Here is a 12,204-nt window from a genome sequence, read left to right as displayed (position 1 = left end):
AGGGGGAAAGGGTTTATGAAATTACAGTATTTAGGTCATTCTTGTTTTAAACTGAGTTCAGAAGGGTATTCCATTGTGGTGGATCCGTATGAAAATGGTTCCATACCCGGGCTGAGGGATTTGGATGTGACGGCGAACCTCTGTGTATGCAGCCACGGGCATGGAGATCATCATGGAGATTCCTGTGTGAAAACAGAAGAAAGCCTGGTCAGGAATCCCTTCCGCATCGAAACCGTGGAAAGCTGGCATGACGATGAGGGCGGCAGCCGGCGCGGCCCGAATACCATTCATATTTTCCACGGAGAGGAAATGAAAATAATCCATATGGGAGATATTGGCTGCCGGCCGGAAAACTGGCAGATGGATCTGCTGAAAGGGGCGGATGCGGTTATGGCCCCTGCGGGCGGCTTCTATACGGCGGAACCCTCTGTTATATATGAAATCATAAAAGAGATCCGGCCGCGCGTGGTGATTCCCATGCATTACCGGACGGCAGGAAGCGGGTTCCCGGTGCTTAAAACCTGTGAAGAGTTTCTGTCTTACTGCAGTAATGTTGTGCGTTATGAAACGGATACGCTGGTGCTGGACAAAGAAACAGGGAACCAGACTGCGGTGCTGAAGCAGTGGGCATGCCGGTAAGAAATGGCATGCCGATAAGGAATGGCATGGCGGTGAAGAATGTATGGCCGAGAATTTTATGAGATAGGAGAACAGCGTGAATATACAGATATTCGGAAAGACAAAATGCTTTGACACCAAAAAGGCCGAGCGGTATTTTAAAGAACGCGGCATAAAGTATCAGTATATTGATTTTAAGGAAAAAGGCATGAGCAAGGGAGAACTGAATGCGGTCTGCCAGGCCGTGGGAGGCCTGGATGCTTTGCTGGATGAGAACTGCAGGGATAAGGATGCCCTGGCGCTTGTGCGTTATATCGCAGAAGAGGACAGGATGGAAAAGGTTTTGGAAAACCAGCAGGTAATCAAAACACCGGTAGTTAGAAACGGGAAGAAAGCAACTGTTGGTTACCGGCCGGAGGTATGGAAGGGCTGGGAGTAAAATATGGGGGCAGAAATGCGGATTGGACTGTATCAATTTCCCGGAAGTGGGGATATGGGGAAAAATTATGAAACCATAGAAAAAGCGGTTTCCCAGGCGGCGTCACAAAAGGTCCGTTTCCTGGCTTTCCATGAATGCGCGCTTACAGGGTATCCCCCGCTGGAGGTTCCGTCTGTATCAGAGGTGGATTATGCAGCGGCGGCGAAATATAAAGAATGTCTGCGTAAGCTGTCTATCGAGCATTCCATGTATATAGCGGCCGGAAGTATTGAGAAAGAGAAAGACCGGTATTACAACAGCATGCTCCTGTTTTCTCCGGAAGGAAAGGCTGACATCTATGGAAAGAGAGCCCTCTGGGGATGGGACAGAGATAATTTTGTCCCGGGCAGCCAGCAGGGAATTTATGAAGTGGATGGAATCCGCATGGGTATCCGTATTTGCTTTGAAGTCCGTTTCCCGGAATTCTTCAGGGAGCTGTACCGGGAAAACGCGGAACTCTGCCTGGTATCCTTTTGCGATATATCACAGGCAGAGAATATAGAACGCTATGAGCTGATAAAAGCACACTTACGGACCAGGGCGGTGGAGAATGTATTTACGGTTCTTTCCGTAAATGATATCTCGTCCTTTCAAACGGCCCCGACTGCGGTAATCGATCCCAACGGAGCCGTGTTACTGGAAATGGAGCGGAACAAAGAAGGGCTTCTCATTTATGATTATGTAAGAAGTGAGGACAGCTTCGGCATGCTGGGAAGAAAAAGGATTTCGGACGAATTAGTTGACGGCTGTCCATGATATCCCCGCCCAAAAGCAGCTCTCAGCGCTCAAATCCATGTATCCAGTCCGCTTTCAGGAAATAAATGAGGAAAACAATGGAACTCAGTGTCCAGGTCAGCGGGTAGGCCCAGAAAATTACATTGATAACGGGAATTATTTTTACAGCTATACTGATATAGGTAATACGGATGATACACCAGCAGCACATCATAACCAGCATGGGGACGATGGCTTTTCCTGCGCCGCGCAGGATACCGGCCACGCAGTGGGAGAAGGCCAGCAAAAAATAGAAGAGTGTTACGGTGCGGGCCTGAGTGGTACCAAACGCAACCACCTGCGGATCATTATTAAAAGCGGCTATCAGTACCGGAGCAAGTCCGTAGATCAGAAGGCCCACGAGTTCAGCGGTGATGACAGAACACAGAATGCCGAAACGGGCTCCCTTTTTGGCACGGTCATACTTGCCGGCTCCCAGGTTCTGGCTGATGAAGGTGGTCATGGACATTGCGAAGCAGGTGATTGGCAGAAAGCCGAAGCCCTCAATTTTGGAATAAGCCCCGCACCCGGCCATGGCCATTTTCCCAAAACTGTTGATATTGGCCTGCACCACAACGTTGGCGATGGAGATTATGGAATTCTGGAAACCGGAAGGAAGGCCGTTTTGAATAATCTGCTTCAGGAAAAAGAAATCGAAACGGATTTTCCGGAAATGAACCCGGTAATCCTCGGGGCTTTTTGACAGGAGTATCAGGCACAGGATGGCGCTGGCAAACTGGGAAATGATGGTAGCCAGGGCCGCGCTTCCCACGCCGAAGCGGAAAACGCCTACAAACAGCAGATCCAGCAATATATTAACGACAGAAGAAATGATCAGATAAATCAGAGGATGTCTGCTGTCCCCCACGGACTGCAGGATACCCACAAAAATATTATAGAGGACAAAGGCAAGAGAACCGCAGAAATAGATACGGAAATATATGATGGAATTAGGCAGTACATCGTCAGGAGTACCCATCCACAGCAGGAGCTGGGGCGTAAGCAAAACTCCTATCACCGTTAAGGCGGCACCGGCGGCAAGGCCGAATGCGATGGTGGTATGTATGGCCTTCTGCACCTTCTCAATCTGTCTGGCTCCATAAAACCGTCCGATGACCACACCGGCGCCTATGGCGATCCCATTGAAAAAACCGACCAGAAGGAAAATCAGGCTTCCGGAGGAACTGACGGCGGCCAGGGCTTCGCTTCCCAGAAAATTTCCCACGATAAGAGAATCGGCCGTATTATAAAGTTGCTGAAAAAGATTGCCTAAAAAAAGAGGGATAGCAAATGCTATGATTTTTTTCCAGATGGAACCCTCTGTCATCAGTGTGGTTTTAGATGTTTTATTCATGACGTTTCTTCCTGTCCTTCATTTGGTAAGCTTATATAGGGAATTCCGGCAGTTTAATGACAACCGCCAATTTTCTATTATAGCACAGTGAGCAGGAAAAGAAAGCCTGAACTGCCCATGAATCCCGTTTTTTCGCTTCAGCAGGGCTTCACAGAGGGCAGAATATGCATGATTAAGGTAAAGAATAGACAGGCGCCGTAGGAAAAACTGTTGTATAATTATCGGTAATACAGGCTGCTCCGCAAATCTGACGGAGGGTCGAATTCAAGGAGGATAACAGGAATGAAAATTGCATTAATTAACGAAAACAGCCAGGCAGCAAAGAATGCACAGGTAGAAGCAGTCCTTAAGAAAGTGGTGGAGCCCAAAGGCCATGAAGTATTCAATTATGGAATGTACAGCGCGGAGGATACCCATCAGCTTACTTATGTCCAGAATGGTATTCTGGCAGCCGTACTGCTGAATTCCGGAGCGGCCGATTACGTGATTACGGGCTGCGGCACAGGAGAAGGCGCAATGCTTGCATGTAATGCATTCCCTGGCGTGCTCTGCGGACATGTTGTGGATCCTTCCGATGCCTATATGTTTGCCCAGATCAACGACGGAAACGCCATTGCCCTTCCTTTTGCAAAAGGTTTCGGATGGGGAGCGGAGCTGAACCTGGAATACATTTTTGAGAAGCTGTTTGATGGAGAAAGCGGACAGGGATATCCCAAGGAAAGAGTGATTCCGGAGCAGCGGAACAAAAAGATCCTGGATGAGGTTAAAAAGGTCACACACAATGATCTGTGTACGATTCTGAAAAACCTGGATCCGGAACTGGTAAAGGGTGCCATTGCAGGAGAACATTTTCAGGAGTATTTCTTTGCAAACTGCAAGTGCGACAAAATTGCGGCCTGCGTGAAAGAACTTCTGGAAGCATAAGCCAGGAAATGATATAATTATTGGGAAAGACCGGCAGAATGCCCGGACGGGAGAAAATCCCTGTGGCAGCTGCCGGTTTTTACGATTAGGGTGCGCTGCGGAAACGGAGGGGGAACATGGCAGCTTTGGATATGACAAAAGGGAGCATTACAGGCCATTTGGTCCGGTATTCTGTCCCTTTGATTGTGGGGAATCTGTTCCAGCTGGCTTATAATGCGGTGGATTCCATTATCGCCGGCCGTTTTATAGGAAAAGAAGCGCTGGCCGCCCTGGGAACGGCGGGGCCGGTTATGAATATCATCATACTTGGAATTTCCGGTATCTGCATGGGGGCAGGCGTTCTGATGAGCGGTTTCTTCGGGGCAGGACGGCATGGGGAACTGAAAAAGGAATTATCGACAATCCTTTTATTCGGCCTCTATTTTTCCTTGGCTGTCGCTGTCTGCGGCCTGTTTTTTGCCAGGCCTCTGTTAAGTCTGCTCCGCGTGCCGGACAGTGTTCTTGACAGCGCATGTATTTACCTTAAAATTATTATACTCGGAGCTCCGTTTACCTATTTTTATAACGCGCTGGCAGCGGCCCTGAAAAGTGTGGGGGATTCAGGCACTCCGGTAAAATTCCTGATGTTTGCTTCCCTGCTGAACGGACTCCTGGATTTGATTTTTATAGGAGGTCTGGGGTTCGGCATCGTCTGTTCTGCCGTTACCACTGTGGCTGCGGAGAGCGTATCCGCAGTTCTTACATGGATATATATAAAAAAGCGTGTTCCTCTGCTTCATCCGGACAAAGAGAACTTTCGGATCGATCCCGTACTTTTGAAAAAGACACTGCGTTACGGCGGTGTTACGGCTCTTCAGCAGGCCTGCCAGCCGATTGGCAAGCTCCTGATCCAGGGGGCGGTAAACCCGCTGGGAGTGGATGTAATCGCGGCCTTTCAGGCGGTGAACCGGGTCGATGATTTCGCCTTTACGCCGGAACAGAGCATTTCCCACGGAATGACTACCTTTACAGCCCAGAATCTGGGCGCAGAAGGGACGCGGGAACAGAAGACGCGGCGGATAGATGACGGACTGCGCACAGGCTTAATGATGGAATTCTTATATTGGATCTTTATCTTCCTGGTGGTTTTCCTGGCGCGGAATGTGCTCATGAAAGCATTCATAAGCGGTGAAGGCGGCAGGAATGTGGTGGAGCTGGGAAGCCGATATCTGAAAACCATGGCTTTTTTCTATCTTCTCCCGGCCTTTACCAATGGCCTGCAGGGTTATTTCCGGGGCCTTGGAAAAATGGGAGTCACCCTGGCCGGTACCTTTATACAGACAAGCATCAGAGTGGTGATTACCTATCTGACGGCCCCTGTTATAGGTATCTATGGCGTGGCCCTTGCCTGTGCCGCCGGCTGGAGCGCTATGCTGCTTTTTGAAGTTCCGTACCTGATCTATGTCAGGAAAAAGAGAAGCCGGCTGCAGGGGGAAGAGATATAAGAGGATGAAATAATGCCGGAACTAAGAGAATGCGGAGGGTGTTTCCATGAGATATAAGGGGAAAATATATAAAAGAATCATGCTTCTCGGGAATTCCGGAAGCGGTAAGAGCTGGACGGCTCAAAGGCTGGGAGAAAAAACAGGATATCCGGTTATTTATCTGGATAAAGAATGCTGGCAGCCCGGCTGGACTTATCCTCCGCAGGAGGAATGGGAGAAGAAAAACAGGGAATACATAAGCGGCCGGGAATGGATTATAGACGGAAACCATCATGAAACGCTGGAGATGAGAGTGGAAGCGGCTGATTTGATTTTGTTTTTTGATATTAACAGACTGCTGTGCATTTATAGCGTGTGGAAGCGTCACGGGCATAAAAGGGTTGATTTCCCGGATTATCTGGATGAAAAGAAGGATAAGGCTTTTTGGCAGTTCCTGGGATGGGTATGGAAATTCCCGGAAAAATGCCGGCCCGGTATCCTGAATATACGAAAAAATCATCCTGAAAAAATGTTCTTGACCTTTCGTACCCGAAAAGAAGTATCTGAGTTCTTAAATGAAATAGAACTTTAAATAAATAACAGGTTATTGTACTTTCCGGCCGCTTGACCGCAGAGATACGCCCCAGATAGAATAAATCATAGAAGTAAACCTGCCGGCAAGACAGGCTGTCGTATATTCCGACAGCTGTCTTGCTTCTTTTTTATACATATGTTACCAGAAAACCGGATGAGAAAGATTATTTGTAGAAATGTATCGTGTATGATATAATCTGATCAAGATTGCGGATTCTGGAAAGAACCGGCGGAGGGACGCCGGCCGGAAAAACAGGAGTGCTGTAAGATCGAATTTGCAGGCACCGGGAGGAAGCTTCATGTGGGCGGAGAGACATAACGTAAATAAAACGATACAGAATATTATTGTTCGTTTGATCATTGTCCTTTTAGCAGTCGTATTCGGTATTATCAGCATAACTTCTTTTTCCACCATTTCCCGTATGCAGGGAAATGCAAGAGTAATCAATTATGCCGGTATCGTGCGGGGAGCCACACAGAGGCTCATAAAGCAGGAAATGAACCAGCATCCCAACGATGAGCTGGTCCAATATATTGACAGTATTATATCGGAGTTGAGTACCGGAGAGGGGGAATATGATCTGATTGCCCTCCCTGATGCGGAATACCGGACGCTGCTGGAAGAACTGACATTGAAGTGGCAGGCTCTGAAGGAAGAAATCATGAATGTGCGGCAGAACGGGGACAGCAGGAGGCTGTTTGAAATGAGCGAAGACCATTTTACAACAGCCGACAGGGTGGTATCCGCGGCGGAAAGGTATTCGGAAAAGCGCGTTAAGTCTGCAAGAGAGATTCTGGTACGGTTAAATGTAGGTTTCATTCTTCTGGTATTTTTGTTCCTGGTTTACGGGCATTGGCAGAGAAAAATGCAGCATGCCCTGGATATGGCGGAAAAAGCGAGCCAGGCTAAAAGTGAATTTCTTTCTTCCATGTCTCATGAAATACGTACTCCCATGAACGGAATTATAGGTATGACGGAAATTGCCAGACGTTCCCTGGACAACAGGGACAAGCTGGCTGACTGCCTGGATAAGATAGATCTTTCTTCCAGTTATCTTCTGACATTGATTAACGATATCCTGGACATGTCCAGAATAGAAAGCGGAAAAGTGGAGCTTGCCCATGAGCCTTTCCGCATAACGGAGGTTCTGGATCGGGTTTATGTGATGTTTAAGCAGAAGGCGGAAGACAGCGGTATTGAACTGTCTGTGAAATATGAAGATCAATCCCTGGAACATGTAACGGGAGATGAACTGCGGTTAAGCCAGATTCTGGTTAATATCGTTTCCAACGCGCTGAAATTTACGCCTTCCGGAGGCAGGGTGGCTTTGGAAGCCAGCGGAAAAGCTTCCGGGACAGACAAGGTGGCTATGGAATTTCTGATTACCGATACAGGCAGCGGCATCAGCAGGGAATTTCAGGCTAAGTTATTCGAGCCTTTTGAGCAGGAGCAGTCCGTAACATCCAGGCAGTATTCAGGCACAGGCCTCGGACTGGCAATCAGCCAGAATTTTTCCAAAATGATGGGCGGGGAAATCACTGTTGAGAGCAAACCCGGGGAAGGTTCCCGGTTTAAGGTATCGGTGCTTCTGGATCAAGATAAAGAAAGCAGGGAAAAAGGGCGGAATTCGGACAATCCTTCGAAGCAGTCTCCTGACAGCCTTGCCGGCAGCAGGATCCTTCTGGCGGAGGATAACCCGATTAATTCAGAGATTGTTACGTTCTTACTGGAAAGCAATGGTGCACAGGTGGATCTGGCGATGGACGGAAGGGAAGCGGTAGAAAAATATGAAGCTTCCTCTGTTGACTATTACCAGTTTATCCTGATGGATATTCAGATGCCGGTTTTGGACGGCCTGGAGGCCTGCCGCAGAATCCGTGAGATGGATCGTTCGGATGCGGCCGGTGTGCGTATAATCGGATTGTCAGCCAACGCGTTCAGGGAGGATATCGATCGGGCCAGGCAGAGCGGCATGGACGGATACCTGACGAAGCCGGTTGATATGGTGAAGCTGTTTGCGCTGATAAGTAACGGCTGAGGCCGGCTTTTCATATGATAAAAGAAAAGCGGCTGATACGGATATGGATTTTAAAAAGAGTGAGACCTATAAAAATCTGGAAAAAGCTTATGACGGAGAACTGCTGGCAGGAACCAAATACAGGATTTATTCCCGCATTGCCAATAAGGACGGGTTCCGCCAGATTGGCAATATTTTTGAAGAGACGGCAAAAAATGAACAGGAGCATGCGGAGATTTGGCTTCGTATGATGAATGAAGGCGCTCTGCCTATGCTGGATGAGATCCTGAATGAATCTCAGATGTGTGAAAAATATGAATGGACGGAAATGTACAGGGATTATGCGGAAACGGCTGAAAAAGAAGGCTTCTTTGATATTGCAAAGCTTTTCCGCAATGTGGGTGAGGTGGAAAGACATCATGATTTCCGATTCCGCCAGCTTGCGGAAAATCTCAGAAACGGAGAGGTGTTCTGCAAGGAGGAAGAAGAGGTTTGGGTCTGCCTGAACTGCGGCTATGTGCATTTTGGAAAATGCGCCCCTGAAAAATGTCCGGCCTGCGGCTATCCTCAGGGATATTTTGCACTGAATTGTGAGAATTATTAGTAGGAAAAAGGAAGAACGATGGGGTTCTTCCTTTTTTACGTTTAAAAATGGAGTTTTTTATAAAGTTCGGAGAACATCTCCTTCCCCTTGAAAATCAGCAGCCCGGTCAACAGAAGAAAACTGATGCCGCTGCAGAGAACGCACAGATACATGACGTGGGCGGCTCCTGTAATCAGAAGCACCGCCGGAAGCAGGCCGTACAGCCCGGCCAGAATATAATAAATCATATAATCCTGCACCTTCAGCTTCTGTACTTTTGTGATGATCAGCATGGATAACTGGATGAGAAGGCACACCGCAGGCAGCACATAATCCACGGACCAGCCATACCAGCCGGTAAACAGATCCCACAACACACACACGGCCGGGATGAGAAGCATCTGCCATATGGCATTCTTCAGAAGATTATGCCTTTTGAAGAAGCCGAGTGCAAGCGCGAGCCACATACTTAAGGAACCGCCGATGACATAGGCGGACCATCGCAGTGTCGGTGTGAAAATAATATTTACCATGACAGCAGCGCAGGCGGCGGCAATACAGCAGAAGGAAAACCACTGGAAAAAGCGGAGCCCCTTATATTCCGGCGCTTTTTTGACCGGAAACCTGTCTTCCAGTATGGAGGATTCCACACCGAAGCTTTTCAGTATACGGAAAAAATTCCGTTCAATATTCTGATTCTGAAAACCGGAGGCAAAGCTGAGAACCAAATCATCCTCAAAGGAGCACATGCTCAGTTCGATCTTAGGCGTGCTGGTAAAGACGCCGAACCGGCTGATATAAGGAACGTATTCCTTTGGCATGGAAACCACGCCGAGGTTGGAAAAAACAGCGGATACATCCTTTTTTGCAAGCTGTGCGCCCAGCTGCATGCCCAGATTCTTCAGCTCCAGAGGGAAAATACGCAGGATGGGATTTTGTTCCAGGCCCATAAGACTGCTCATTCTCTGCCCCAGTCTTTCCTTTGTCAGCTCTTCATGGAAATAAGCGCTGACGGACTGTACCACATCAGTAAAAGAGAAATATTCCTCTGCGAAAAGATAGCCCGGTTCTATCCAGCCGAAAAAGTTCAGCATGGAAGAGGATGGAAAATATTTCCTCAGATTCACGGGAACCATGAGGATTACAGGCTTTCTCCGCTGCCGTCTGCTGCGCTCCTCATGGATTGCACACAGGAAAACAGCGGTAAGAAAAACGGTCATGGAGACTCCGTATTCCTTGGCCTTCTTAAGCAGCGCCTGACAGGATACAAGACCTTCCGTAATATTCAGGCTTCCATAACCTGTACGCGGGCCGGAAATCTGGAAGGAGCTGGCTTTTTTGCCCTGGCGGCTTTCGGTCTTGGAATAGTATTTGGAAAATCCGTCTGATTCCTGGTCCTGCAGAGTCATGTCCTCCTCCGTGAAGGATATATCGGGCAGGGCGGCGTCCCTGTACCTGAGAATCAGATAATTTTTTACAAGCTCCTTCAGAAACTGTATGGCTCCGGTACCATCCGTGAGGGCGTGAAAAACTTCGAAATTAATCCGGTTTTTATAATAGACAACCTGAAACAGAAGGGTTTTCCTGTCTCTGATGTACAGATTCAGACAGGGTGGATCCACCTCTTCCTTTACTTTGGGCTTCAGGTCGCTTTTTTCCAGGTAATACCAGAAGAAGCCTTTACGCATGACGGATAGGAAAACAGGGTACTTATCTATCGTTTTATCCAGTGCGGACTGTAATATGCTGCCGTCTACGGGTTCCTTCAGCTCACAATAAAAGCGGAAAACCCGGGTGTCCTTTTTGTTGCTGGTGGCCGGGAAAATTTTGGCGGCATTGTCCAGTTTTCTCCAATGAGATCCTTTGGTGCCAAACACTTTATTCATTCTCCTTCAGAAATTGATTGATGATTGTATAGCTTTCCTGTACATGATAGTATTTGATGCCCAGGGCGAAAAAACCGTGGAGTGCATCTTTTATTCTGTGTATTTCCACTTCATTTCCCGCCTCGAGGAGCTTTCGTCCGTAGGCCTCCCCTTCATCCCGCAGCGGATCGAATTCCGCGGTAAGTATCAGTGTCCGGGGCTGCCCGGATAAGTCCGGCTCCAGTATGGGGGCAAAATAGGGATTCTGCCGATCTTCTTCGCTGCTTTGGTAGTAATCCAGGTACTGGCACAGCTTCTGCCGTGTGAGAAGAAAATCGCTTCCGTTTTCCATAACGGAAGGAAAGGGGGAAGCCTCCGAATAATCGTTGTTAACGGCCGGATAAATGAGAACCTGCTGCTGCGGCATAAATTCACCGCGATCCCTTGCCATTAAGGACAGGGCGGCGGCGAGATTGCCCCCGGCGCTGTCTCCTATCAGGGTGATGCGGGAAGGATCCGTATTCAGAAGAAAACGGTTGGTATAAATAGCCTTTGCCACCGCATAACAGTCCTCCAGCCCGGCAGGAAACGGGAATTCGGGCGCCAGGCGGTAACCGACGGAAACCACGGCGTGCCCTGTGTCTTTGGCTAATCCGGCACAAACCCGGTCATAAGTATCCACACTTTCCGTAACCCATCCTCCGCCGTGGAGAAACAAAAGCACGGGCAGGGTATTTCCTTCCATCCCGTTTGGGGCAGGGAGCTCTTCTCCCGGAAGATAGATGCGGGTGGGAACCTCATAGGCGCCGTTGTATATTTTGGTATCGATGGTTCTGTAAAAGCGCTTGAGTGGATCGATTGCCTTGATGTTGGCAAAGGCCCTGGAGGACTGTACATTGATGTCGCCGTAGGAGAGAGCCTTCAGGACGGTTCGCATTGCTTTGTTTATTGCCATCTTTTAGTTTACCCATATTCTGCGGGGGCAGAATTCCTTTTCATAGGAAAAGCATAACACTATAAGAAAAAAATGTAAATGGGGTGGGACGGATAAACCCATCCGCCGCAGGGGGCCTCTGGGCTTCCGCCGGATGGGTTTATCCTGGGGTAGTGGTGGGCGGGGAGAAAAGAGAAAAGGGAAAGGGAAAAGGGAGAAGGGAAAAGATGACAGGCCGGAGAAGGGGAATCCGGCCTGGTTTTTGGAGGATAAAGGGATTAATAATAAGATTGGGTTAATGGGTGAAGGAAAAAATAGTTGGGTGGAAAAATAGTTGGTATGGAGAATTAGTAGGGATGAAAAATTAGTTGAGGCATTTTTTCATTAGTTCGTAGGCTCCTTTTTGCTGGATTAGGATTAGGTCTTGGCAGACGGTTTTTTCCAGGTTGGGGAGGGTGGTCAGGTCCAGGCCCCAGAGGGCTGAATTGGTGCATACTGCGTGGACGAGGGCTTCGGGGGTGTCCTGGCGGTGGGAGGCAAAGAATTCCAGGATGGGGCGGTCGTCGGAGATGGTGTAGTCGTTTCCTTTGGGGCGGGTG

Annotated in this window: 11 protein-coding genes and 1 pseudogene; 8 read left to right on the top strand and 4 right to left on the bottom strand. The window is 48.6% G+C overall.

All coding sequences use genetic code 11. The annotated features are described in order from the left end of the window. Positions 1-15 precede the first annotated feature (15 nt). The 3 genes from BLA28_RS26135 to BLA28_RS26125 all read left to right on the top strand — a co-directional run bounded on the left by BLA28_RS26135 (position 16) and on the right by BLA28_RS26125 (position 1,852). Positions 16-639, top strand: a complete 624-nt coding sequence (locus tag BLA28_RS26135; protein ID WP_069153504.1) for an MBL fold metallo-hydrolase — start codon at positions 16-18, stop codon at positions 637-639. A gap of 76 nt (positions 640-715) precedes the next feature. Then, the gene (locus BLA28_RS26130) at positions 716-1,057 is read left to right on the top strand and encodes an arsenate reductase family protein (protein ID WP_069157219.1); all 342 of its coding nucleotides are present in this window, start codon (positions 716-718) and stop codon (positions 1,055-1,057) included. 3 nt (positions 1,058-1,060) lie between these two features. Further along, the gene (locus tag BLA28_RS26125) at positions 1,061-1,852 is read left to right on the top strand and encodes a carbon-nitrogen hydrolase family protein (protein WP_081329972.1); all 792 of its coding nucleotides are present in this window, start codon (positions 1,061-1,063) and stop codon (positions 1,850-1,852) included. A 22-nt stretch (positions 1,853-1,874) separates the two neighbouring features. Here the strand turns inward: BLA28_RS26125 and BLA28_RS26120 are convergent, their stop codons facing one another. Further along, a complete protein-coding gene (locus BLA28_RS26120) occupies positions 1,875-3,224 on the bottom strand; it encodes an MATE family efflux transporter (RefSeq protein WP_044971358.1) in 1,350 nt (449 codons plus the stop codon). 282 nt (positions 3,225-3,506) lie between these two features. On the opposite strand from BLA28_RS26120, the gene BLA28_RS26115 reads away from it, so the two are divergent. The 5 genes from BLA28_RS26115 to BLA28_RS26095 all read left to right on the top strand — a co-directional run bounded on the left by BLA28_RS26115 (position 3,507) and on the right by BLA28_RS26095 (position 8,827). Beyond that, entirely contained in the window at positions 3,507-4,148 is a 642-nt protein-coding gene (locus BLA28_RS26115; protein ID WP_069157220.1) for an RpiB/LacA/LacB family sugar-phosphate isomerase, read from the top strand. A gap of 116 nt (positions 4,149-4,264) precedes the next feature. Continuing rightward, on the top strand, positions 4,265-5,632 hold the full coding sequence (locus BLA28_RS26110) for an MATE family efflux transporter (RefSeq protein ID WP_069157221.1): 1,368 nt from the start codon (positions 4,265-4,267) through the stop codon (positions 5,630-5,632). Between the two features lie 46 nt (positions 5,633-5,678). Next, a complete protein-coding gene (locus BLA28_RS26105; RefSeq protein ID WP_081329973.1) occupies positions 5,679-6,203 on the top strand; it encodes a P-loop NTPase family protein in 525 nt (174 codons plus the stop codon). Positions 6,204-6,504: 301 nt separating this feature from the next. Then, positions 6,505-8,244, top strand: a complete 1,740-nt coding sequence (locus BLA28_RS26100; protein WP_069157222.1) for an ATP-binding protein — start codon at positions 6,505-6,507, stop codon at positions 8,242-8,244. Between the two features lie 43 nt (positions 8,245-8,287). Further along, positions 8,288-8,827 carry a rubrerythrin family protein gene (locus BLA28_RS26095; RefSeq protein ID WP_069157223.1) on the top strand — a complete coding sequence of 180 codons (540 nt, stop codon included), beginning with the start codon at positions 8,288-8,290 and terminating at the stop codon, positions 8,825-8,827. A 41-nt stretch (positions 8,828-8,868) separates the two neighbouring features. On the opposite strand, the gene BLA28_RS26090 is transcribed toward BLA28_RS26095, so the two are convergent. From BLA28_RS26090 to BLA28_RS34325, 3 genes and pseudogenes are all read right to left on the bottom strand, one after another. Beyond that, positions 8,869-10,683, bottom strand: coding sequence for a DUF6320 domain-containing protein (locus BLA28_RS26090; RefSeq protein WP_069157396.1), 1,815 nt, complete (start codon positions 10,681-10,683; stop codon positions 8,869-8,871). 1 nt (position 10,684) lies between these two features. Continuing rightward, entirely contained in the window at positions 10,685-11,626 is a 942-nt protein-coding gene (locus BLA28_RS26085) for an alpha/beta hydrolase (protein WP_069157224.1), read from the bottom strand. Between the two features lie 343 nt (positions 11,627-11,969). After that, a pseudogene (locus tag BLA28_RS34325) lies at positions 11,970-12,204 on the bottom strand (tagaturonate reductase); the annotation flags it as partial.

Origin of the sequence: Eisenbergiella tayi, assembly GCF_001881565.1 — a bacterium.
Taxonomy (GTDB): domain Bacteria; phylum Bacillota; class Clostridia; order Lachnospirales; family Lachnospiraceae; genus Eisenbergiella; species Eisenbergiella tayi.
The sequence above is the reverse complement of the archived record's forward strand: the minus strand, read 5'-3'. Positions and strand labels throughout refer to the sequence as shown.

Coding starts and splice junctions, on each gene's coding strand:
- BLA28_RS26135 (WP_069153504.1), top strand. CDS start 16: ATGAAATTACAGTATTTAGGTCATTCTTGTTTTAAACTGAGTTCAGAA.
- BLA28_RS26125 (WP_081329972.1), top strand. CDS start 1,061: ATGGGGGCAGAAATGCGGATTGGACTGTATCAATTTCCCGGAAGTGGG.
- BLA28_RS26120 (WP_044971358.1), bottom strand. CDS start 3,224: ATGAATAAAACATCTAAAACCACACTGATGACAGAGGGTTCCATCTGG.
- BLA28_RS26115 (WP_069157220.1), top strand. CDS start 3,507: ATGAAAATTGCATTAATTAACGAAAACAGCCAGGCAGCAAAGAATGCA.
- BLA28_RS26110 (WP_069157221.1), top strand. CDS start 4,265: ATGGCAGCTTTGGATATGACAAAAGGGAGCATTACAGGCCATTTGGTC.
- BLA28_RS26105 (WP_081329973.1), top strand. CDS start 5,679: ATGAGATATAAGGGGAAAATATATAAAAGAATCATGCTTCTCGGGAAT.
- BLA28_RS26100 (WP_069157222.1), top strand. CDS start 6,505: ATGTGGGCGGAGAGACATAACGTAAATAAAACGATACAGAATATTATT.
- BLA28_RS26095 (WP_069157223.1), top strand. CDS start 8,288: ATGGATTTTAAAAAGAGTGAGACCTATAAAAATCTGGAAAAAGCTTAT.
- BLA28_RS26085 (WP_069157224.1), bottom strand. CDS start 11,626: ATGGCAATAAACAAAGCAATGCGAACCGTCCTGAAGGCTCTCTCCTAC.